We start from the raw sequence: 21,627 nt of genomic DNA, 5'->3' as shown, positions 1-21,627 counted from the left end.
GATATTCGCAGCAGTATCCGCCTCAGCCGATATCCAAGGGGGCGATTTGGCTCTCGGATGTCTAACGAGTAGTCCACTCCCCTCCGTTGACGGCGATGGTTTGTCCGGTGATCTGCCGGGCGCCCGGCGAGGCAAGGAACCGCACGGTCGCCGCGATGTCACTGGGCGCACCCGCCCGTTGCGTCATCGTCGCATCGATCAGAGAATTCTTTCGGTCGTCGGTGAGCTTGTCCCGGAAGAACTCGGTATCGGCGATGTAGCCCGGCGAGACGACGTTGGCAGTGATGCCACGATCGCCGATCTGTCGCGCGAGGTCGACGTTCCAGGACGCGACGGCGGCCTTGGCGGCTCCGTATGAACCGGCGCCTTTGTCGGCGGCGATCGAACCGATCGTGATGACGGCCGATCCAGTGGGCATGGCAGGAAGTAACGCCGTCGTCATCAACACGGCGGTGATCAAGTTGCTGTCCAGGTTGCGGCGCCATGCGTCGGCGACGTCGGCCAACGTACGCGGTTCACCCCGGTCGAAATCGGTGTTACCGCCGGCATTGTTGACCAACACGTCGACGGCACCGACCCCTCGCGCCACCTCAGCGGTCTGCTCGGGGTCGGTTCCGTCCATGACGACGGCGCGAACCGAGCCATCGATCTCGGTCACCGCCTTCTGGAGGACGTCGTCGCGGCGGCCGGTGATGACGACATCGCAACCCTCCGCAGCGAACTGAGCGGCAACCTCGCGGCCAATTCCCGTGCCGCCGCCGGTGACTACGACAGTGCGCATAGGTGTCTCCCCTGCTAGCATCGTTTAGGTCTAAACAAGACTAGCAGGAGGGCTCATGGAGGCAACGGCAGAAGACCCCGTCGACGCGATCGCCGCCGCCTGGAAACGCGAATTACCGAATGTTCCAGTGCATTCCATCGGCATTGTGACGCGGGTATGGCACGTCGCGAAGCTCCTCGGCGACGACCGGGCCCGGCTGCTGCGCGATCACCACGCCGATACGGCCACCCTGGACCTGCTATCCACGTTGCGCCGCCACGGCAAGCCGTACCGGATGACCACCCGTGAGCTGGCGGCGGCCTCACTCATCACTGCCGGGGCAATTACCCAACGCGTGGATCGGGCAGAAGCGCAGGGTCTGGTGAAACGAACTGGCCGTCGCGAGTCACGCACCGTCGACGTCGAACTCACCGCACGTGGCCGGGCCACGGTCGACGACCTCGTCGCCACGGTCCTGGCGCGCGAATGTCAGCTACTCGATGGCCTACCGAGGCGTCAGCAAGAACAGCTCGAGCGCACCCTCAAAGTGCTGCTCGATCACCTTTCGACAGTCCTGGGCGCCGATCGGCGGCCCGGGCATGTCGGGCACTCCACCGGTCCTGGCGCGTGACGGTCCATCGCAACGGTCCTGAACCGTTGGCGCCGAGGACTATCCGATGTGCAGCGGGTCGATCTGGATACGGCACGGCTGCTGGTCGTGGCGCGCACTGAGCACCGCGGTGGCCCGGCGCAGCGCGGCCGCCAATTCCAGGCCCCCGTCTCGGGGTACCCGCACGAGCATTCGGCCCACCTCGGCATCGGGATCCAGTCCCGGCGGGCGGCGGGCGCCCACCGGTAGGTCTACCGGCCCGAGGGTTTCGGCGGTATCGGGCAGGTGGGCCGTCTCCAGCAGTGCGGTGACCGCCGGGGTCGTCCCGTCGATGGCCGCCATGTGCACCGCGGGCGGCAACCCCACCTCGCCGCGGCCGTCGAGTTCGGCGTCGGCGTGCCCCACCGGATCCCACCGGATCAGCGCCTGCACCGTGGCGATCGCCGACTCCGCCACCNATGCGGATAGGGCGCCCGCGGCTCGGCGAGGTTGTCGTCACCGTCGTCCCACACCAGGATCAGCCCGAGATTGGTGACCGGGGCGAACACCGCGCTGCGCGTGCCGATCACGAACTGCGCCTGACCCCGCAGCACCGCCAGCCAGCGGCGGTAGCGGGCCGACGGTCCCAGCCCCGCCGACAGCGCGACCACGCGTGCGTCAGCCACCCGGTCGACGGCCGCGGCGTACAGCGCGTCCACGTCGCGCTGATCGGGCACGACGGCCAGCACACCCAGCCCGGCGTTCAGCGCCACGGCCGCCGCCTCGGTCAGCCGCTGCGCCCAGTTCTCCCCCGGCAGGGCCTGCCACACGGCTCGGGCCGCCCGGGCCTCACCGACCGCGCTCAGGAACTGCTCGCCGCGGCCGTACCGGGCCCATGCGCTGGTGTCGACGGGAATCGGCTCGGCGGGTTGGGGTTCGTCAGGAGTCTGCTTCTCGACCCTGGCATGGCGCGGCGGTACCGCCAGGCGCAGCACATCCGCGCGGGTCCCGGCATAGCGGGCCGCCACGGCATCGACGAGCCGCCGTACCTCGCCGGTGAGCACCGGTTCGGGTGAGACCACCCGATCGAGCCAGCCCAGCTTGCCGGTGTGGTCGGTATCCGACCGCCGCTCCAGCAGATACGCGTCGACCAGCCTGCCGTTGAACCGGACCCGGACGCGCACACCGGGCTGCGCGTCGTCGGACTGTTCCTCCGACACCAGGTAATCGAACTCCCGGTCCAGATGCGGCACCGTCAGCAGAGGGAGCACCCGCGCAATGGGCTCATGCTCGGCGGCGCGGCGGGTGATCGTCACTGCACAGCTTTAGCAGACTTGTCTGACGCCCGGCCGAAGAACAGGCCCGCCGTGATCAGCAGTAGCGACGTCGCGTACGCCCACCAGATCGGCACGGCCAGCAGTTGATCGCCCCGGACGAACTCGCTGATCCCGATCATGGAGTCCGAGACCGCGAAACAGACCGCACCCGCCGCGGTCCACGGCGTGGGCAAGCGGGCGAGCAGGGCCGTGCACACCATGGCGCCGAGCACCGCGATGTACGCGACCACCGGCACGGCCATCCCCTGTTCGACGAGCCGGGGCCAGAACCAGGTCAGCAGCGCCAGGCAGGCCAGGACCGTCAGCGCCACGCCGATCAACCGGGGCGTCGATCGGCGGGCCAGCGGCAGCAGTGCGCCGAGAAAGCACAGGTGAGCGACCAGGAATGCGGCCAGCCCCAACACGAACGACGGCTGCCACCACGGGATGGCGAGCAGGAAGTCGCCGAGCGCCGAGAACACCAGCGCACCGACCAGCCAGCGGCGTTCCCGCACGATCGGATGTAACCATGCGGCCGCCGCCAGCAGCAGTGCAGGCAACGCCTTGACCGCCGGTTGGGCGAAGAACTGTCCGGTGAGGTCGGCACCGGCCGGTGAGCGCAGCGCCACCACGAGCAGGAAGATGCCGTAGGCCGCGCCGACGCCCGCGGCGGTGCCCCACAACCGGATCGTGCGGCGGTGTGCGTACGGTGGCGGAATGTCCGTTGCTGAGGAGAAACCGGCTGTCGATGCCATCCTGCAGAAGGTACTGGAGGCAGTGCCGTTCCAACTATCGACCGAGATAGGTGTCGAGGAAGCTCGCCGCCAGTTCAGTGAGATTCCCCGCATACCGGTTCATCCCGAGGTGCGAGCCGAGGACCGCGAGGTCCCCGGGCCGGCCGGTCCGATCCCGGTGCGGGTGTACCGTCCGCCGACGGCCGACGACGCGACACTGCCCGTAGTCGTGTTCATCCACGGCGGTGGCTGGTCCCTCGGTGACCTGGACAGTTACGACGGCAGCGCCCGAGGGCACGCGGTGGGCGCCGACGCGGTGGTGGTGTCGGTGGACTACCGCCTGGCCCCCGAGCATCCCTACCCGGCCGCGGTCGACGACGTCTGGGCCGTGACGCAGTGGGTGGCCGCCAATGCGGGCGAACTCGGTGTCGACGCCGGCCGGATGGCCGTCGCCGGGGATTCGGCCGGCGGCAATCTGAGCGCGGTCGTCGCGCTGCTGGCGCGCGACGCGGGCCTACCCGGGCTGCGTTTCCAGTTGCTCTGGTACCCGGCCACGACATGGGACACCAGCCTGCCGTCGTTCAAGGAGAACGCGCAGGCGCCGATCCTCGGGCTCGACGCGGTTCAGGGTTTCTCCCGCTGGTACGCCGGCCACGTCGACCTGTCCGATCCACCGGTGACGTTGGTTCCGGCCCGCGCGGCGGACCTGTCCGGGCTCGCGCCGGCCTATATCGCGGTGGCCGGGCACGACCCGTTGCGTGACGACGGCATCCGCTATGCCGAAATGCTGACGGCCGCTGGTGTTCCGGTTCAGTTGCACAACGCCGAAACCCTGGTGCACGGATACATCGGCTACGCCGGTGTGGTTCCGGCGGCGACGGAGGCGTTCGACCGGGCGCTGGCCGCACTGCGGGCGGCGTTGCACGGCTGACGCTATTCGCCGGGTCGGCTTCTGCCGGGCCACAGGGACATTCGATGAAGAATGCCGTCGCGCAGTGCCACCGTATGGAACAGCACCGCACAGATGTGCGCGGTGAAGGTCGCGAACAGTAGGTACGCGGCAACCGTATGCGCGGTGCGCAGCACGGCGTAGAGGGTGAGGTTGTGCGGGGCGATCGCCGGGAGGTGCAACGCCCCGCCCAACACGATCGGTGACTGCGCGGCCGAGAGCATCGCCCATCCGATCAGTGGCTGCGCCAAAAGCAGTGCGTACAGCAGATATTCGGAATACGTGGCGACGCGCCGCTCCAGCGGGCCCATCGTCGCGAGAAAGGGCGGCGGCCGGTGGGTCAGCCGGTTGACGAGCCGCACGATCGCGAACAGCAGGATGGCGATGCCCAGCGGACGGTGAATCGCCAGCAGCAGCGGGTAGTAGCTGAGCGCCGCGATCATCGTGACGCCGATGAAGAACTGCGCGATCACCATGGCCGCCATCGACCAGTGCAGCAGCCGCGACACCACGGTGAACCGAGTGCTCACTGCGCATCTCCAGGAACGACGACTGCGCTGGGCGACTTGGGTTCTCGGGCCCGGCGGTCGAACGAACGCGCGTAGACCGCCGACCGCGCGCTCAACAGCGGATCGTCGGACGGCGCCAGCCCGTCGGGCAGGACGAGCGGATCGAAATTGATGTCGCGGGCGTTCCCGGCCGCTTCGGTCTGGACGGCGTCGAGAGTGATGGTGCCCGCCTCGATGGTCTGACGGTTGCCCGGCCACGGCAGCGTCGCGTCGTGAGTGGGGTCGGACGGAGCGGCCACGGTGAGAACCAGTTTCCAGCTGATCGGGCCGAGCGCCACGGCGTCGATCAGGGCGTCGAAGAGAACATTGCCGTCGTCGCCCTGGTGGCGTTCGGCGGGCCGCTCATGCGGCACCGGCACCGCGGCCCAGCGGACGGCTGTGGTCTGCCCCTGCGCGTTCGTGGCGCGAAAAGCGTTGAGGCCACGGTAGGTACTGTCGGCGAACCCGGGGCTCGGCGGGTCCTGCTTGATGATCTTCGTCGCCGCGGCGGTTTCGGGATGGCGGGCCAGAAAGTCCGCCATCGCCCGCGGATCCGGCTTGCCGGTCTGCGGCTGGGGACGCGAGGCCAGCATGCGCTCGTAAAAGCCTTGCGGCGTGGCGTCGGGGAACACCGGCAGGTTGATCATCGCGGTGCGCCACTGGTCGCCGTCGGGCAGGCGGAACATCAGGCCAAGACCGCGCACGGTGTCGGGCCTGTCGGGTTGATCGGGCAGCCCGCCCGACAGCGAGAACCTTCCGACGACGGGCACGGTGCCGGGTTCGAACACCACCGCCCGGCTCACTTCGACACCGCCGCCGGTGCTGGTGAAGGTGCCCGTCGCAGCCAGGCCCTTGGCGTGATTGCGGCGAAAGCCCTCATGACGTCCGGCTACCTGTTCGAACCGGTCGGCGAAATCGGCGGGTGTCAGTGCGTCGGGTCGGAGCCAGCCCGCCGCCTCGGCGAGCCCTCCGACACCGATGGCTGCGATACCGCCGACGGCGGCCAGCCCCAGCAGCGCTCTCCTGCGGTTGAGCTCCGGAGCGTCATCGGACTCCATCGTGGTCGCACCCCATTTCGCAACTGGACTCTGTCCAGTGTGAAACGGGATACCGCTGCCGGCCGTTCAATCGGCCGGCGCTCGATGCCGTGTCGGATCGCCCTTCGCGCACTGCCCGGTCGACGGCAGCGGCTCGTCAGCCACCCCGCCTGGCTGACACCAGCCTCGCGGTCAGCACGCAGAAACCGGCCAGCAGGATCGCTGCGCCGACCCCGGCTGGTATCGCCACACCCCACGGGTTGTTGCTCCCGGCCACGATGGACAACCACCCCGCCATCACGAGCGCCGTGACCGGTAGTCCCCAGCGGCGACGGACAAGCCGCAGGACCCCCGGCGGTAGCCGTTTGGTCTGCTCCTCGTAGAGCCAGGTGACGCCCGCGGCGGCAGCAATCACCAGGGCGGTGCCAAGGAGGGCTGTCACGGCGGCGGACGGGATCAAGCTGAGCGTCGACAGCAGAAGCACGCACCAGAAGACGAACGTGATCACGGCGATCACCGAGGTTCTGCGCACGATGCCGCGGGCCAGCTCGGTCGCGTCGACCATGTGCGCGTCGATCGCCGCCGAGGCGAGGGTGGAGTCGACAGCCCGGATGAACCGAAAACGGTAGCGGGCGACCTCGGCAGCGACTCGATGCGTGAAGGCGTCGCCGGGGTTGAGGCGCAGCGCTTCCACGAGGTGGGCGTCGGCGCGCCGCAGCGGGCCGCGCCGACGTACATACATGTAGAGCCACGCGATGGCCCAGAACACCAGGACGAGTCCCCGGGTCAACACCACGGCCACGACCGCCCAGACCGGATTGATTTTGAAGAATTTCGCGCGGTCGATCTCGACGATCGCTTCCGAGAGTGGGCCCAACGGTGAGGCCGGCGCGATGGTTCGGATCGACTCCGCGGTCGACTGCGCGTTCTTCCGCTGTTTGGCCTCGAGTTGGGCGCGGGTCAGCGTGTAGCGGTAGTACGCGCGGGTATGCGCGAGCCTCACTGCGGCACTGGCAGATTCGAGGGCTTCCTTGGGCTTGCCGGCACCGGCGAGGATCGCGCGGGCCCGGATATCGTGGACCCAGGCCTGGTTCGGGTCGACGGCCAGCGAACGCTCGCACCACTTACGGGCCTCGCGCGCGTGACCGCCCTCGTAGAGTGCGGAGGCAAGAAGTCCGAGCAGTTCGGCGTTGTTCGGGTCGCTGTGCAGCCCGGCGCGAGCCGCCTCGGCAGCTTCCTCATTGCGGTCGAGATCGAGAAGCACCCGCACCTTCTCCGCCGCCCGCTCGGCCATCGACGTCATCGCCGCTTCTTTCTCCTCGCGAGGTAGCGCTCGAGTTCGGTGTAGTCGTCCCGGTTTTCGGCGAACGCGACGTAGTTCTGGGCCAGACTGAACCACGAGGCCGTGCTGGCCTGGGTGTCCTTGAGGGCCGCATCGAGGTGACGCTGGTTGACCGGTTGCGTCGTGCCGCGTCGCACCGAGTCGTGCAGTGCGAACTCGACGGCGTGACGGCACAGGCCCGCCAGGTCGGCGCCCGAGTAGCCGTCGGTGCGTTCGGCCACGGTGGCCAGATTCAGTCGGTCCGTCGGGCTGGTGCGCAGGTGGTGCGCCAGGATCGCCTCTCTGGCCGGCCGATCGGGTGGTAGCACCAGCACCTTGCGGTCGAAACGGCCGGGCCGGAGCAGCGCGGGGTCGACGTCCCACACCTGGTTGGTGGCCCCGAGCACCAGGAGTCCCTCGTTGTCGCTGGTGGCTCCGTCGAGTTCGAGCAGCAACTGGTTGACGATGCTGCGGACGAAACTCGATGTCTGCGCGCGCTTGTGGCCGAGTGCGTCGAGCTCGTCGATGAACAACACCGTCGGGCGCATCTGCCGAGCCTCTTCGAAGACGCTCTTGATGTTGCGCTCGCTGTTGCCGAGCCACTTGTCGAGGATGTCGGCGATGCCGACGTGGATGAAGAACAGCCCGAGTTCGCCCGCCAGGGACTTGGCCAAGAACGTCTTACCGCACCCGGGCGGCCCCCACAGCAGCAGGCTGGACCGCAGCGCATGCCCGAACGACTTACGCAGCTCCTCATTGCGCATCGGTTCGAGGAAGCTCATCCGCAGCCGCTGTTTGACGTCCTCCATGCCGGCCACGTCGTCGAGGGTGAACTCCGGACGGACGATTTCCATCAAATCGCTGACCGGGATGGCGTCGTCATCATCATCGTCAGCGGTGGCCCATGCCTCGGCCTGCTGAGGCTGCTGCAGTGCCGCCGGTGGTGGTGGCGGAACCGGAGGAGCAGGAACCTGCTCGGGAGTCGGTGCCGGCGTGGGCATGCCGAAGCCTTGGAGAGCGGCGCTCTTCCGCGCGAGAGCCTCGGCGTCCTCCGGCGACTGTTGCAGCAGCAGCTCGCAGTGGCCGAGCACGGCGACGTACTGGCCGTCGTCGAGGAGCAGATCTGCGAGGTGCAGCCGCAGTGCCCGATTAGCCGGGTCGGCACGAACCGCACCGTCGATCGCCGCCAGAACCTGAGGGTCTACAGCCATACAGTCCCGTCCTCCCACCCGGAAACGGTCGCCCAACGAGACCGCGCAGCGATAGCGTAATCACCTCCTGATGCGCGGCCTTCTACTCCACACAAATGCATCCATTGCTTCAAGCAACGGTGTACCGTCCCCGTTGATCTCCGCCCCTGGATAGGCCACCGGAACCAAGGCGGTTCTGTGCACAACCGAATAATCGAGCAGAGGAATCAATGACCCGCAGCGAGGAAACTTCGTTCGACGAGCAGTATCCGCCCGAACCGCTCGGTGCCACGGATCCACGCGATCTCACGTTGCCGTTGTACGGAGCAACGTTTGGTCAGGCAGTGGCGCGGTTCTTCCGCAGCTACGCACGCTTCTCGGGCCGCGCGTCACGTAGTGAGTACTGGTGGGTCCAGCTGGCAATCGCAGCAGTCGCCATCTTCTGCGTGGCAATCGTCGCCGTAGCCGGAGACCCGAGCGCGCTCGGACGCATGTCCCTGATACCTGTGGCGGTATTCGTACTGGTGTGCTTGGTTCCAACCTGGGCGCTCTTGGTCCGCCGACTGCACGACGCCGACTTGTCAGGGTGGATGTGCCTACTACTTCTGTTGCCCTACATCGGATCCGTGTTGGCGATCGTCTTCGGCGTACTGCCCTCCAAACCTCTTGCTGAACGTTTCGACCGCCGCGATGACTAGGACGAAGATGGGCTCCCGGATGGAAGCGGTCGACAACGCATTCGCGCACCTGCATTCGGGGGCTTGGTGACGCCACGGTCACCGAATCAAAGTCGGCGGGCCGATCACGCTCGGCAAGCCCCAATCCGGCCTGACCGCAATCATGTTCGGCAAGGCCCGTAACGCCGGTTCAGCGTGTCGGGGTTACCCACGTGGTAGCTCTGCTACCTGTTCGAGTGCGTCCGCGAACGGCCCTTCGACGATGAGACGGATCGAGTAGTTGTCCAGATCGACGGCAGTTACGAGTTGCACCGTGCCGCCGTGCCAGAAGTAGGTGTCCCGGCTGATCACGCCGCCGAGTGCATCTTCGGCCTCACCGATGGTGGCCGTCGCGATCCATGGCGCCGCATCGACCGTGGACGCACCCACGCGATGCAGGAACAGTGCACTGCGGTGCGGCACGCTGAACAACACCCCCAACGGGGCCACACCATTCAGAACCGTCTCGATCAACCGCGGCATGTTCAGCGCCTTGGATGCCACGAACAACGACTCGCCTGTCAGCGCAAAAATTTCGTGATCCAGCGCTTCGATCTCGACGGGCTCCGCGTCAGTATTGCGCTGACCGATCTCGTACAGCAGGTCGATGTCCCGGCCGGCGATGTCGCTGTCGCTGACGGTCTGTACGGTCGTCGGGAGGTCGCGCCTGAGCTCTGCCACGAGTCCGTCGAACGCCGGCCTTGCGTAGTCCACGGACAGCTCGCCACTCGTATCCGGGGTGATCAGCCGGGTTCGCATCTGGGCAAAGAACTCGTCATCGGACAGCTCCGACATCGGTGGCGCGTCCAGCCCGGCCAAGAAGTTGTCGACCTCGAAACGCACTGCGTCCGGCAACTCATCTACCGGTACCCCACGGCAGCGCATGTGCATGTTGCTCAACCACATAACGGTGCCCGTGTCGATGGCCAAACGATCGTCGCCTGGCGCATCACCGGGCGCAGGGCGCACCGTCATTCCACGCCGCTGCAGCTCGCTGATCACGAGCTCGCGTACGTGACGGTGACGGTCATCCTCCGTCGCCAAGACCGTTCTCTTGCTTCGAGGCTTCCACGGAAAACGCATCGTCACCTTTCTCTGGGCAACGCCCACGGGAATCGAATGCAAAGTATGAGTCAAAACTTGCCTGACCGTAAGTGGATTGCGGCGAGAGAAACCCGGATCCCCGACAACAGGCAGACGACCGCACGGCTGGATGCGACCATCCAGTGCTACGGGAGCTGTAGGAGAGGTCCGCTCGCAGATGGCCAAGTTAACGGGCGGATCGATCGCTCCAAACTGAATCTCCGGAACCGACGTTTCATGGGACCCAGCCGCGCATCGTGGGGATCACCGAAGGCATAGTGGTCCTGCGGCTGAAAACTCTGGACCACTTTCGGTTTTCGGAGCGAATGCCTCCGCTTCTCACGCTCGGTCTCTACACTTCGGCGCGTGTCCCGCAATCTCATTCTGCAAGATGGGGCCCTACCCGCCCTCTACCGTCGACAGCCCGACCCGAGCGTGACCGTCGGTCCTGCACCGAGCGCCGACCCGGCGGCACTGTCGCGGCTCATCGCCGAGAAGATCCCCGACGCCACACCGGCCACCGCCGAGCAGCTCGCGGCGGTGGAAGCACAACTCGGCGTACCGCTGACCGATGAGGTCAGAGCGATCTACCTGACCGCCGGGCGCGGGGAGATCATCCTCGGCGAGGACGCGGGCTTCGACGGTATGGAGATCATCCCGCTCGATGACACCGACATCCGGCCCTGGTACCTGCCCGAGAAACGCATGTTGGATTGGGAGTTCGGGGCAATGGAAACACTCGGTCCGGATCCGGCGGGTCGGATCCAGCCGCTCGCCGCGACACCGCTGTGGTTTCCCGTCGGCCACAACGGGTACGGCGACGTCTACGCCGCCGACCTCACCCCCGCACAGAACGGGCACCGAGGCCAGGTCATCTTCCTCGACCACGAGTACAACGCCGGGGCAACACACCTCGCCGAATCGTTCACCGAGCTACTGGTGCACCGCCATGAAGGCGACGGAACCGGCCCGGTGCACCGCGCGGGGACGGCCTACATCAACGACGGACCCGGTAACACGATCGCCGATGCCGCTCACAAGGCCGGCCTCGAAGTCCTCAGCATCGGCACGCTCGACACACCCGCCGACCTCGGCCCCCTGCTCGATCACCCACGGATCCGCACCATAAGCGCCATCCCGGGCGTACTCGTAGACCCATTGCAGCTCAACCGTTTTCCCTCACTTGAGTACCTATCGATCGGGCTGACCGAGTGGCGCATCCTGCTCGACGCGGGGCAAGTACCACCGCAGCTCCTTGCCGCCGGCATCGAGGAAAGCGGCCACGATCTGGCAACCACCGCAAACGACATCCTCCGCCTCTGGGGTCGCCCGGGGATCTAAGTGACACATCTGCGCCAGGGGTAACCCACGCTGAGTACAGGGCCCGACGACGGAGGAAACCAACCACACGATGAAATCCAAACAGACCCACCGCTAAGAGCCGCTCACCACGGCTAGATACGAGGCAATCCCGTCACCCCATAGGCCATACTTCGACAGATGGCTGCGCCCACGCTGTTGGACACATCAGTACTGCACCGCCTACGAGATTGCGGGCGCATTCTGATCGCCGGCGCCGGCGGTGGTCACGACCTGATCAGCGGCCTACCCATAGCGTTCGCGCTCCATGAACAACACAAGACGGTGTTTCTGGCCAACCTCACCTTCACCCCGGTCACACGCACCACCGCACAACCGGTTGCGCCGGGCCTGTTCGAGGTCGACGCCGACACCAGTGGTCCGCCGGCCTACTTCCCCGAGAAGCACCTCGCGGTCTGGCTCCGCGACCATGGCTACTCCGACCGCGTGTTCCTGGTCCGCAAAGGCGGTCCCGCCGACGTCCGTGCGGCGTACGCGTGGCTGGCGCGTGAACTACACCTCGACGCGGTCGTGCTCGTCGACGGCGGTACCGATCTGCTCATGACGGGCGACGAGGCCGGCCTCGGAACACCGGTCGAAGACATCACCAGCCTGCTGGCCGCTCACGCACTCGACCTTCCGGTCAAACTGGCTGTCTGCGTCGGGTTCGGTGTCGATACCTACCACGGTGTGTGTCACGCACACTTTCTGGAAAACGTTGCTGCCCTTGCCAAACTCGGCGCCTATCACGGCGTCTTCGCCCTCACTCCCGGGATAGCGGCCGTCGATGCGTGGTTGGATGCCGCTTCCTGGGTTCAACAGCACACGCCCGGTCGGGAAAGCATCGTGTGCGCGTCGATCACCGACGCCGCCCGCGGCGAATTCGGGGACCACCACTCCCTGGCACGCACCCGTGACAAAGGTATCGAATTATTCATAAACCCCCTCATGTCGATGGTGTGGGGGTTCGACCTCCACACGGTGGCCGACCGGGTGCTCTACCGTAATGACATCGCCCACACGACAACACCTTTCGAAGTCGCCGCAGCGATCGAAGCATTCCGCGATCACACGCCGCTGCGCCCCAGACGAATCATTCCGGTCTGACTCACCGCCGCGCGCCAATCGACGGCCTGTCAGCCTGCGCCGCCTAAGCGCACTCTGGCCGATCTGCCACTACAAGGCGCGCGGACCACGCCTGCACAATCAACAGCACACAGCACCCGCGAGGAGTTGAATCGGGCAAGAGCTGGCAGCGGACCGGCTAAGGTCCAGAGAGTGTACTGGGACCCACTTCCGACAGTTGCGAAGTCAGTAGGCCTGGAAATCACTGAGTACCCTTTCGGGCCTGCGTTCCTCGGGCCACCCGAGGAATATCTACATGGAGAGTGGAGCAAGCGGGATTGGCGTAATGTGCCCGGACCGTTCTACTGCGCCGACACCGACAACTGCCTAACCGGGTTCGTCGCACCGGCCAATGTCGCTTTCGAGGACGAGTTCGGGTCCGAGTTCGTGTACCGGCAGCCGCGTGATGAACATGAGGTTCAGCGGCTACTGAGCGCGGCGTGTCAGGAGGTATTCGAGGCCTACGCATGCGACGGAGACGAACACTGGACGTTGGCACTGGTGCGAGAGTGGTGGGAAGAGCGAGACCGGCTGCTCGACTGGATCGCTACAGCTAACGAGATGTGGTCCCAACAGAAGGGCTGGGACATGACGTTCCTGATGGGCGAGTACTGGGCGTTCATCACGGATGGTCTCGAAATCTACCTCCGAGAGTATGGATTCTGGCTCGAGCACCGCCGCCCGGCATCGCCGAACGAAGCGCTGCCGACGCTCTCGTAGCGCAGAAACTCGGTGCCACAGGCGCGACGCCACCGGGCGGGCCAGCAGGATATCCCCGAGGAAGTACACACCAACTCGAACGCACTCATGCGGCAAGCATCCGCAACTCCTTCGTATCTTCATCAATTCGCCTCGAAAGCGCCGCCGTAGAAATGCGGTCGGTACCTACACTTCCCGCCATGAAGTGGTCCTCGCCGAGAATTCTCAATCGAATTCACCGATGTCGGCAACCGAGCACTCTTATGACCGCCAGGGAAGCCGCACCGTCTGTTGTCTACATAATCGGCATGCACGAAGCCGCCCTTGACGCCGCCCACCACGAGTCAACATGCTTGGGGTGCAACTGATGCCACGATGTGTGAGTGTGCTCGTCGGGCTCGTCTTAAGCCCAACCCTCGGACTCCTCGCCTACGGCGTCTCCGTGGGAATCGTGTCCGACATGCTTGACACCTGCCTCCAAGAAGTCGACGCCGGCGACAGATTCGTCTTCGTCATTCTGCTGGGGCAAGCCATGCTCACCATCGCCGCCGTCGCGATCACCTACACGATTGTTCACCTGCTCATTGAGCGTGACTGGTCGATATACGTCGCGATCACCGCCGCGGTCCTGCTCACTCCGGTCATCGTCGTCTACTCAATCAACTCCCAATACAACCCCGTCCCAACCGAACTCTGCCCCACCAGCGCCCCGTCATGGTGGCCATGGCAGCTGAACAAGTCCTACTGACGAGCTACGTCAGTTGCGTAGCGCACCGACAATCTCAAACTGCCGGCAGGTCAGCCGACATTCGTGGGCACATCGGCCACCATTGCGTGGATATTCGATGCCCCGGTCGATCGACGTCTCACGTCTCGCTCACACGAACCGGAGGATGTTTATCCTCCGATCCTGCCAACTCGGCCGGTACGGGGGCTACGTTGACATTGCGACCCAAACACGGCGTCCGCATGATCGGACGCGGCCGGGAGGTGGCCTGATGCCTGACTTTCACACGCTCATCGTCGGCGCCGGATTCTCCGGCATCGGCACCGCGATCGCGCTGGACAAGACCGGCCTCCATGACTACCTGATCCTGGAGGCCGGCGACGGGGCCGGCGGGACCTGGTTCTGGAACACCTATCCCGGTGTGGCCGTGGATATTCCGTCGTTCTCCTATCAGTTCTCGTTCGAACAGTCACGGAACTGGTCACGCACGTACGCCCCGGGCAGCGAGCTGCGCGCCTATGCCGACACCTGCGTCGACAAGTACGGCCTGCGGCCCCGGATCCGGTTCAACACCACCGTCGCGCGAGCGGTGTTCGACGATGTCGAGGACCTGTGGCGGGTCGAGCTCGAGACGGGAGAGTCACTGACGTCCCGGTTCCTGGTCAACGCCAGCGGTGTGCTGACCATCCCGAAGTTGCCGGAGATCGACGGCGTGGACTCCTTCGCCGGGACCACCGTGCACACGGCTCGCTGGGACCACACCGTGGATCTGACCGGCGAACGCGTCGCGATCATCGGCACCGGCGCCTCGGCGGTCCAGGTGATCCCCGAGATCGCGCCGAAGGTCAAGCAGCTCACCGTGTTTCAGCGGACTCCGATCTGGTGCTTCCCGAAGTTCGACGTGCCGATCCCACCGGTGGCGCGCTGGCTGATGCGGCTGCCCGGCGGCCGCACCCTGCACCGGCTGATCAGCCAGGCGTATGTGGAGTTCACCTTCCCGCTGGCCGCGCAGTACTTCACGATCAACCCGTTCGCCAAGCGGGCGGGCGCGGCAGGCCGGGCCTACCTACGCCAGCAAGTGCGCGATCCGGAGCTGCGCGACAAGCTCACACCCCGGTATGCGGTGGGATGTAAGCGACCCGGGTTCCACAACAGCTATTTGGCCACATTCAACCGGGACAACGTGCAACTGGTCACTGAGCCGATCGACAAGATCACCGGATCCGGTGTCGCCACCGCCGACGGCGAGAGCCACGACGTCGACGTCCTCATCCTGGCCACCGGCTTCAAGGTGATGGATGTCGACGCGCTGACCTTCGAGATCGTCGGATCGGGCGGACAATCCCTGAGCGACTTCTGGGATCAGCACCGGATGCAGGCCTATCAGGGTGTGAGCATCCCCGGCTTCCCGAACTTCTTCACCGTGATGGGCCCCTACGGGTACGTCGGGTCGTCCTACTTCGCGCTGATCGAGGCCCAAACGCACCACCTGGTGCGGTGCATCCGCCGGGCCGGTTCCCGCCGGGCCCGCCGCGTCGAGGTCCGGCAGGAAGCCAACGACCGGTACTTCGCCGAGATGATGCGCAAGCGTCACCGCCAGATCTTCTGGCAGGACAGCTGCAGCCTGGCCAACAGCTACTACTTCGACCGCAACGGGGATGTGCCGCTGCGGCCGGCGACCACATTCGAGGCGTACTGGCGCAGCCGTCGCTTCGATCTCGACGACTACGCATTCACCTCGTAGCCGTTCAGGACTCGGCGCATGCCTTGACGGCGCTGAGGGTCTGCTCCATTCCGGCTTCCAGGATCTCGGTGAAGGCCTGCTGTCCGCCGAGGTGCGACTCGGTCAGTTCGAGCGAAAACTGCGATATCCCGTCGGGGGTTTCGCGCCGTTGCGTGAGCACGGTGCCGTCGGCGCCGTCCGGGCTGATCGAAAAGGACCAGATCGTGTAGTTCTCGGCGATTCGGAAGGCGATCTCTTCCCCGGGCACGTACCGCACCACTTCCCCGTGGGTGATCCACTCAAGCTCGTCGAGGCGGTTGAGGTTGGTGAACGTGGATCCGAGCCGGATGGCGCCATCGGGTTCGCGCAACTTCACCGATACCACCTGTGGGCTCCACTCCGGCATCCGCCGGATGTCCCGGACGATGTCCCACACCACGGAGGGCGTCGCGTCGACGGTGACCCGGCGTTCCAGTAGGGGTTTGAAGGTGGCGGCCATGACTCCTCCAATCTATGCGACCGATCGGTCGCATATATGTCGGCCCTGACCGTACGCGACCGGCCCGCCCACGTCCAGGGTGTGGCTACTGTGAAGCGATGACCGCTTCACCCGCAGCTGACGGGCGGCGAGCGCGCGGTGATGCCACCCGGCGGCTGGTCGCGCGTACCGCAGCAGACATCGCCACCACCCACGGCCTGGACGGGATCACGGTGGGTGGTTTGTCCACGTCGACCGGGGTGAGCAAAAGCGGAATCCTGACAGTCTTCGGCAGTCGGGAGGCGATCCAACTGGCCGCAGTGGCCGAGGCGCGCGAGGTCTACATCGACGTCGTGATCCGTCCGGCACTGGGCTGTGAGCCCGGAGCCGCGCGGCTGGACGCCCTGCTCGATTCGTGGTTGGCGTATCTACGCGCCGAGGTGTTCCCCGGCGGCTGCTTTGTGACGGCGACATCGGTCGAGTTCGGACATCGCACCGGGCCGGTGGCCGACGCGGTGCGAAACCTCAAGCGGGAATGGCTGCAGCTGCTGGAAGACGAGTTCTCCGTGGCGGGTTCACCCGACCCTGCCGAAGACGCCTTCCGGGTCGACGCCTACTTGTCTGCGGGCAACACCCATCGCGAGTTGTTCGGCACCGATGCCGCACTGGAGCGGGCGCGTGCCCTCGCCGGCCGCGTCGTACAGCACTACCGCACCTGATCGACCCTGATCCCACCCGGACAATGCAAAGGCGCCCCAGAACATGCGTTCTGGGGCGCCTCTACGAAAAGCTAGACCGAAGCCTTCAGGTCGTCGACCTTGTTGAGCTGCTCCCACGGCAGTTCGACATCGGTGCGTCCGAAGTGGCCGTAGGCCGCGGTCTGGGCGTAGATGGGCCGCAGCAGGTCCAGGTCGCGGATGATCGCGCCGGGGCGCAGATCGAACACGCTGCTGATGGCCTTCTCGATGCGGGCCGGGTCGACGGTCTCGGTGCCGAAGGTCTCGACGAACAGACCCACCGGAGCGGCCTTGCCGATCGCGTAGGCGACCTGGACCTCGACCCGCTCCGCCAGCCCGGCGGCGACGACGTTCTTGGCCACCCAGCGCATCGCGTACGCGGCCGAGCGGTCCACCTTTGACGGATCCTTGCCGGAGAAGGCGCCGCCGCCGTGGCGGGCCCAGCCACCGTAGGTGTCGACGATGATCTTGCGGCCGGTCAGGCCGGCGTCACCCATCGGCCCGCCAAGCACGAACTTGCCGGTCGGGTTGACCAGCAGGCGGAAATCGGAGGTGTCCAGCGTCTCGTGGTTGAGGTCGGCCAGGACGGTGTTGACGACCTTCTCCCGGATGTCCGGGGTCAGGGTGGCGTCCAGGTCGATGCCGTCGGCGTGCTGGGTGGACAGCACGACCGTGTCCAGACGCACCGGGGTGCGGCCGTCGTACTGGATGGTGACCTGCGTCTTGCCGTCGGGGCGCAGGTAGTCGAGCACGCCGTTCTTGCGCACCTCGGTCAGTCGACGCGACAGCCGGTGGGCCAGCGCGATGGGCAGCGGCATCAGCTCGGGGGTGTCGCCGATGGCGTATCCGAACATCAGGCCCTGGTCACCGGCGCCCTGCGCGTCGAGCGGATCGGCGGCGCCCTCGACGCGCGCCTCGTGCGCGGTGTCCACGCCCTGGGCGATATCGGGCGACTGCGCGCCGATGGCGATGTTCACGCCGCACGACGCACCGTCGAATCCCTTGGTCGACGAGTCGTAGCCGATCTCCAGGATGCGGTCACGCACGATCTTCGGAATGTCGGCGTAGGCGGAGGTGGTGACCTCGCCGGCGACGTGCACCTGGCCGGTGGTCACCAGCGTCTCCACCGCGACCCGCGACTTGGGATCCTGCTCCAGCAGCGCGTCGAGCACCGAGTCGCTGATCGCGTCACAGATCTTGTCGGGATGTCCTTCGGTTACCGACTCACTGGTAAACAGGCGACCTTGGCTCACGGTCTGCTTCCTTCCTTGCGGATCTGAAAGTTCTCTCAGTCTCAAAACTACTTAGTTAGGCGAATAGTATCTATGCCCTGTTGCACCCAAGCGCGTGGGACGCCGATGCGCAACCCTTATCCGCACCGAGATGCGTACGTCGGATCACCCGTCGTGCTTGCCCAGGAACGCCGCGATCGAGTCCACGATACGGGTGGCCATCAGAGTCTTCGAACCGTGCTCGAGGGCGACCTCGGCACCGTCGGCACTCAGCAACCAACCGTCGTTGTGGTCGACCTCGAATGCGCGGTTCTCCCCCACCGCGTTGACCACCAGCAGATCGCAGCCCTTGCGCTGCAGCTTGGCCCTGGCGTGGAACAACACGTCGCCGTTGGCGTCACCTGTCTCGGCGGCGAAGCCGACGATGGCCCGCATGTTGGGCAACTGACCCTCGCCGCGGGCCCGCACCGCACCGGCGAGCACATCGTCGTTGCGGACGAGGTCGATCGAGCTGGGCTCCGATGCCCCACCCTTCTTGATCTTGCTGGTCGCCACCTGTGCGGGACGGAAGTCGGCGACGGCCGCGGCCATCACCAGGACATTGGATTCGGGGGCGTATTTGGTCACCGCATCGCGCAGTTGCGATGCGGACCCGATGTGTACGACGTCGACGCCGGCCGGGTCCACCAGACCTGCGGTGTTACCCGCGACGAGCGTCACGTCGGCACCACGCTGGGCCAGCACGCGGGCCACGGCGTAGCCCTGCTTGCCGGAACTGCGGTTACCGATGAAGCGCACCGGATCGATCGGTTCACGAGTGCCACCGGCGGTCACCAGGGCTTTGACCCCGGCCAGGTCGTAGGGCAGCGCGTCGCCGCGTTCCAGCAGCAGCTGGGCGAACGTGGTGATCTCCTCGGCCTCGGGCAGTCGCCCGGCACCGGTGTCAGCCCCGGTGAGCCGGCCTGACGCGGGTTCCAGCACAACCGCACCCCGACGGCGCAGCGTGGCCACATTGTCGACCGTGGCCGGGTGGAACCACATCTCGGTGTGCATGGCCGGGGCGAACAGCACCGGACATCGCGCCGTCAGCAACGTGGCGGTCAACAGATCGTCGGCACGGCCGGCCACCGCGCGGGCCAGCAGATCGGCGGTGGCGGGTGCGACGACGACAAGATCGGCCTCCTGGCCGATCCGGACATGCGGCACCTCGTGGACGTCGGTGAACACACCGGTGTGCACGGGATTGCCCGACAGGGCCTCGAACGTCGCGGCACCGACGAAGCGCAGCGCCGATTCGGTGGGCAGCACCCGCACCGAATGACCGGCCTCGGTGAGTTGGCGCACCAGGGTGCACGCCTTGTAGGCGGCAATACCGCCGGCGACACCGACGACGATTCGCTTACGCGCGCTCACGTGCCGGCCCTGGCCTGGCTACTCGCCCTCGGTGTGCTCGAGAAGGTCCTCGTGGATCTCCCGCATCGCGATCGACAGCGGCTTCTCCTGCAGACCGGGCTCGACCAGCGGACCGACGTACTCGAGGATGCCGTCACCCAGCTGGTTGTAGTAGTCGTTGATCTGACGCGCGCGCTTGGCGGCATAGATCACCAGCGCGTACTTGCTCGACGCGCGGTCCAGCAACTCGTCGATGGGCGGATTGGTGATGCCCAGCGGCGTGTCGTAGGCGCCGGCGGCGGACGAGTCGATACCCAAGTCGTCCGCAGCGGCCAGCTGCGCGTCGGCGTGCGGGGTGCTCACGAAAAAGTCTCCTGGCGGTTTTGGCGAAAAATACGTTTCTGAACAGCGTGCGGATGGCTCGCGGATCCGATCGCGTCGGTCCCGGCACGATGAGTCGTCAGCTGCCCACCAGCAAGGATACCAATTCAGCGCATGCGGAATCCAACTGGCGGTTCACCACGACCTGGTCAAAGTCGGACTTCGCGGCCATTTCGGCCCGCGCGGTCTCCAGTCGCCGGGCCATCACCTCGGGCGTCTCGGTGCCGCGGCCGGACAACCGGCTGACCAGCTCGTCCCAGCTCGGCGGCGCCAGGAACACCGATACCGCCTCGGGCATGGCCTGCTTGACGGCCCGCGCGCCGGCCAGATCCACCTCGATCAGCACCGGGCGCCCGGCCTCGGCGGCCTCCCGCACTGGCTGGGCCGGTGTCCCCGACCGATGGAGTCCGCCGTGGATCTCGGCCCATTCCAGCAGCTCGCCGTCGTCGATCAGCTGCTGGAACCGCTCCGCGGACACGAATGTGTAGTCGACTCCGTCGATCTCCCCCGGGCGTGGTGCCCTGGTGGTGACCGAGACGGAGAAATACAGGTCGGGAAGCCGCTCCCGCAGACAGCGGACCACGGTGGACTTCCCGACGGCGGAGGGACCGGACAACACGACGACCGGAGCCGTCACGGTGTGTTGTCCAGCCCCTCTACCAGCGCACAATGCGGGCGTCTCTACTGGTCGAACTTCTCCAGGAGGGCCTTGCGCTGACGATCACCGAGGCCGCGCAGACGGCGGGTCGGGGCGATCTCCAGCTCGGTCATGATCTCCTGCGCCTTGACCTTGCCGACCTTGGGCAGGGCCTCCAGCAGAGCAGAGACCTTCATCTTGCCCAAGACCTCATCGGTCTCGGCGTCGGTGAGCACCTGCTTGAGGTTGGTGCCGCCGCGCTTGAGTCGATCCTTGAGCTCGGCTCGCGCTCGACGTGCGGCAGCAGCCTTCTCCAACGCTGCCGCGCGCTGTTCGTCGGTCAACTGGGGAAGGGCCACGGGTTCCTCCGTCTCCTGGCGATTCTTCTTCGGCCATCACTTGATTTGTACGGCTGGAGTGCAAACCAGCCAGCGACGACGAACCTACCCACGCTGGCTGACGAAAGCGAACCCCACCCCCTGGTTACGACGCCAAAAGCCCAGCGTGTAGTGCGCGCGGGCGACGCTCGCTTTCCCCGCGAAACCGTCAGCGAGCACCGACCTGCGCCGCCCCTCCGGCCGGATATTCCTGCAAGTCAATGGTTTTCGGGCCGCCGACAGCTAACTCCCGGCACGGCCACCAGGCCCGTCGTCGTCACCAAAACAAGCGGTCAGGGCCCCGCGGAGAAAATTTTCGCTGGTCACGGCGTGTCGGGCGTGTCGGAGCTGGTTACGTGCACGTCAAAACATGCCCTGAGCACGCCGCCCAGCAGACACCTAATTGCCACAAAGCACTTACACAGACTGGCTAAATAGCGTCGCCAGCGGGGCGCCAACGCCCACGAAGGGAGCCGCGACATGAATCTCAAGCGTCTGACCTGCGCTTCTGCCCTGG

General features: G+C 66.2%; 22 protein-coding genes and 1 pseudogene. 9 read left to right on the top strand and 14 right to left on the bottom strand.

The window, feature by feature from the left end; translation table 11 throughout:
• Positions 1-61: 61 nt before the first annotated feature.
• Positions 62-781: an SDR family NAD(P)-dependent oxidoreductase gene (locus BN4332_RS03365; protein WP_066897172.1), complete on the bottom strand. Its 720-nt coding sequence runs from the start codon at positions 779-781 to the stop codon at positions 62-64.
• A 55-nt stretch (positions 782-836) separates the two neighbouring features.
• Here BN4332_RS03365 and BN4332_RS03360 point away from each other — a divergent pair, with 55 nt between their 5' ends.
• Complete coding sequence (locus BN4332_RS03360) at positions 837-1,391, top strand: MarR family winged helix-turn-helix transcriptional regulator (RefSeq protein WP_066897171.1); 555 nt, start codon at positions 837-839, stop codon at positions 1,389-1,391.
• 39 nt (positions 1,392-1,430) lie between these two features.
• Here the strand turns inward: BN4332_RS03360 and BN4332_RS03355 are convergent.
• Both BN4332_RS03355 and BN4332_RS03350 read right to left on the bottom strand, forming a co-directional pair.
• A pseudogene (locus tag BN4332_RS03355) lies at positions 1,431-2,665 on the bottom strand (primosomal protein N' family DNA-binding protein).
• Positions 2,662-3,420: a lysoplasmalogenase gene (locus BN4332_RS03350; RefSeq protein ID WP_084459155.1), complete on the bottom strand. Its 759-nt coding sequence runs from the start codon at positions 3,418-3,420 to the stop codon at positions 2,662-2,664. The pseudogene BN4332_RS03355 and the gene BN4332_RS03350 overlap by 4 nt, the downstream one beginning before the upstream one ends.
• On the opposite strand from BN4332_RS03350, the gene BN4332_RS03345 reads away from it, so the two are divergent.
• Positions 3,383-4,330 carry an alpha/beta hydrolase gene (locus BN4332_RS03345; protein WP_066897179.1) on the top strand — a complete coding sequence of 316 codons (948 nt, stop codon included), beginning with the start codon at positions 3,383-3,385 and terminating at the stop codon, positions 4,328-4,330. The two genes, BN4332_RS03350 and BN4332_RS03345, sit on opposite strands and share 38 nt — an antisense overlap.
• 2 nt (positions 4,331-4,332) lie before the next feature.
• Here the strand turns inward: BN4332_RS03345 and BN4332_RS03340 are convergent, their stop codons facing one another.
• The 4 genes from BN4332_RS03340 to BN4332_RS03325 form a co-directional block, all read right to left on the bottom strand.
• Positions 4,333-4,878, bottom strand: coding sequence for a cytochrome b (locus tag BN4332_RS03340; protein WP_074132955.1), 546 nt, complete (start codon positions 4,876-4,878; stop codon positions 4,333-4,335).
• A complete protein-coding gene (locus BN4332_RS03335; RefSeq protein WP_096866818.1) occupies positions 4,875-5,954 on the bottom strand; it encodes a catalase family peroxidase in 1,080 nt (359 codons plus the stop codon). Before BN4332_RS03335 ends, BN4332_RS03340 begins: the two co-directional genes overlap by 4 nt.
• A gap of 136 nt (positions 5,955-6,090) precedes the next feature.
• Positions 6,091-7,236: a tetratricopeptide repeat protein gene (locus BN4332_RS03330; RefSeq protein ID WP_066897169.1), complete on the bottom strand. Its 1,146-nt coding sequence runs from the start codon at positions 7,234-7,236 to the stop codon at positions 6,091-6,093.
• Positions 7,233-8,465 carry an ATP-binding protein gene (locus tag BN4332_RS03325; protein ID WP_066897168.1) on the bottom strand — a complete coding sequence of 411 codons (1,233 nt, stop codon included), beginning with the start codon at positions 8,463-8,465 and terminating at the stop codon, positions 7,233-7,235. The genes BN4332_RS03330 and BN4332_RS03325 overlap by 4 nt, the downstream gene beginning before the upstream one ends.
• Before the next feature lie 209 nt (positions 8,466-8,674).
• Here BN4332_RS03325 and BN4332_RS03320 point away from each other — a divergent pair, with 209 nt between their 5' ends.
• On the top strand, positions 8,675-9,142 hold the full coding sequence (locus tag BN4332_RS03320; RefSeq protein WP_066897167.1) for a DUF805 domain-containing protein: 468 nt from the start codon (positions 8,675-8,677) through the stop codon (positions 9,140-9,142).
• A 183-nt stretch (positions 9,143-9,325) separates the two neighbouring features.
• Here BN4332_RS03320 and BN4332_RS03315 read toward each other — a convergent pair whose 3' ends face one another.
• A complete protein-coding gene (locus tag BN4332_RS03315) occupies positions 9,326-10,429 on the bottom strand; it encodes a hypothetical protein (protein WP_160110797.1) in 1,104 nt (367 codons plus the stop codon).
• A gap of 180 nt (positions 10,430-10,609) precedes the next feature.
• Here BN4332_RS03315 and BN4332_RS03310 point away from each other — a divergent pair, with 180 nt between their 5' ends.
• From BN4332_RS03310 to BN4332_RS03290, 5 genes are all read left to right on the top strand, one after another.
• Positions 10,610-11,584, top strand: coding sequence for an SMI1/KNR4 family protein (locus BN4332_RS03310; protein ID WP_084459154.1), 975 nt, complete (start codon positions 10,610-10,612; stop codon positions 11,582-11,584).
• 159 nt (positions 11,585-11,743) lie between these two features.
• Positions 11,744-12,709, top strand: a complete 966-nt coding sequence (locus BN4332_RS03305) for a DUF1152 domain-containing protein (protein ID WP_066897164.1) — start codon at positions 11,744-11,746, stop codon at positions 12,707-12,709.
• Positions 12,710-12,880: 171 nt separating this feature from the next.
• Positions 12,881-13,447 (top strand): ferredoxin family protein, encoded by a 567-nt coding sequence (locus BN4332_RS03300; protein ID WP_235654004.1) that lies wholly within the window; start codon positions 12,881-12,883, stop codon positions 13,445-13,447.
• Positions 13,448-13,886: 439 nt separating this feature from the next.
• Positions 13,887-14,174 carry a hypothetical protein gene (locus BN4332_RS03295; protein ID WP_160110796.1) on the top strand — a complete coding sequence of 96 codons (288 nt, stop codon included), beginning with the start codon at positions 13,887-13,889 and terminating at the stop codon, positions 14,172-14,174.
• A gap of 247 nt (positions 14,175-14,421) precedes the next feature.
• Entirely contained in the window at positions 14,422-15,897 is a 1,476-nt protein-coding gene (locus BN4332_RS03290) for a flavin-containing monooxygenase (protein ID WP_235654233.1), read from the top strand.
• A 4-nt stretch (positions 15,898-15,901) separates the two neighbouring features.
• On the opposite strand, the gene BN4332_RS03285 is transcribed toward BN4332_RS03290, so the two are convergent.
• On the bottom strand, positions 15,902-16,375 hold the full coding sequence (locus BN4332_RS03285) for an SRPBCC family protein (RefSeq protein WP_066897160.1): 474 nt from the start codon (positions 16,373-16,375) through the stop codon (positions 15,902-15,904).
• Between the two features lie 98 nt (positions 16,376-16,473).
• On the opposite strand from BN4332_RS03285, the gene BN4332_RS03280 reads away from it, so the two are divergent.
• Positions 16,474-17,073, top strand: coding sequence for a TetR/AcrR family transcriptional regulator (locus BN4332_RS03280; RefSeq protein ID WP_066897159.1), 600 nt, complete (start codon positions 16,474-16,476; stop codon positions 17,071-17,073).
• Positions 17,074-17,144: 71 nt separating this feature from the next.
• Here the strand turns inward: BN4332_RS03280 and metK are convergent, their stop codons facing one another.
• From metK to mihF, 5 genes are all read right to left on the bottom strand, one after another.
• Positions 17,145-18,344 (bottom strand): methionine adenosyltransferase, encoded by a 1,200-nt coding sequence (gene metK, locus BN4332_RS03275; protein WP_066897158.1) that lies wholly within the window; start codon positions 18,342-18,344, stop codon positions 17,145-17,147.
• A gap of 144 nt (positions 18,345-18,488) precedes the next feature.
• Complete coding sequence (gene coaBC / locus BN4332_RS03270; RefSeq protein WP_066897157.1) at positions 18,489-19,736, bottom strand: bifunctional phosphopantothenoylcysteine decarboxylase/phosphopantothenate--cysteine ligase CoaBC; 1,248 nt, start codon at positions 19,734-19,736, stop codon at positions 18,489-18,491.
• Positions 19,737-19,754: 18 nt separating this feature from the next.
• Positions 19,755-20,078, bottom strand: coding sequence for a DNA-directed RNA polymerase subunit omega (gene rpoZ, locus BN4332_RS03265; protein ID WP_066897156.1), 324 nt, complete (start codon positions 20,076-20,078; stop codon positions 19,755-19,757).
• A 97-nt stretch (positions 20,079-20,175) separates the two neighbouring features.
• Entirely contained in the window at positions 20,176-20,766 is a 591-nt protein-coding gene (gmk, locus tag BN4332_RS03260) for a guanylate kinase (RefSeq protein WP_066897155.1), read from the bottom strand.
• An 11-nt stretch (positions 20,767-20,777) separates the two neighbouring features.
• Positions 20,778-21,092, bottom strand: a complete 315-nt coding sequence (mihF, locus tag BN4332_RS03255; protein WP_003880790.1) for an integration host factor, actinobacterial type — start codon at positions 21,090-21,092, stop codon at positions 20,778-20,780.
• Positions 21,093-21,627: the final 535 nt, after the last annotated feature.

This window comes from Mycolicibacterium houstonense, assembly GCF_900078665.2.
In the GTDB taxonomy this organism is placed as follows: Bacteria; Actinomycetota; Actinomycetes; order Mycobacteriales; family Mycobacteriaceae; genus Mycobacterium; species Mycobacterium houstonense.
The sequence above is the reverse complement of the archived record's forward strand: the minus strand, read 5'-3'. Positions and strand labels throughout refer to the sequence as shown.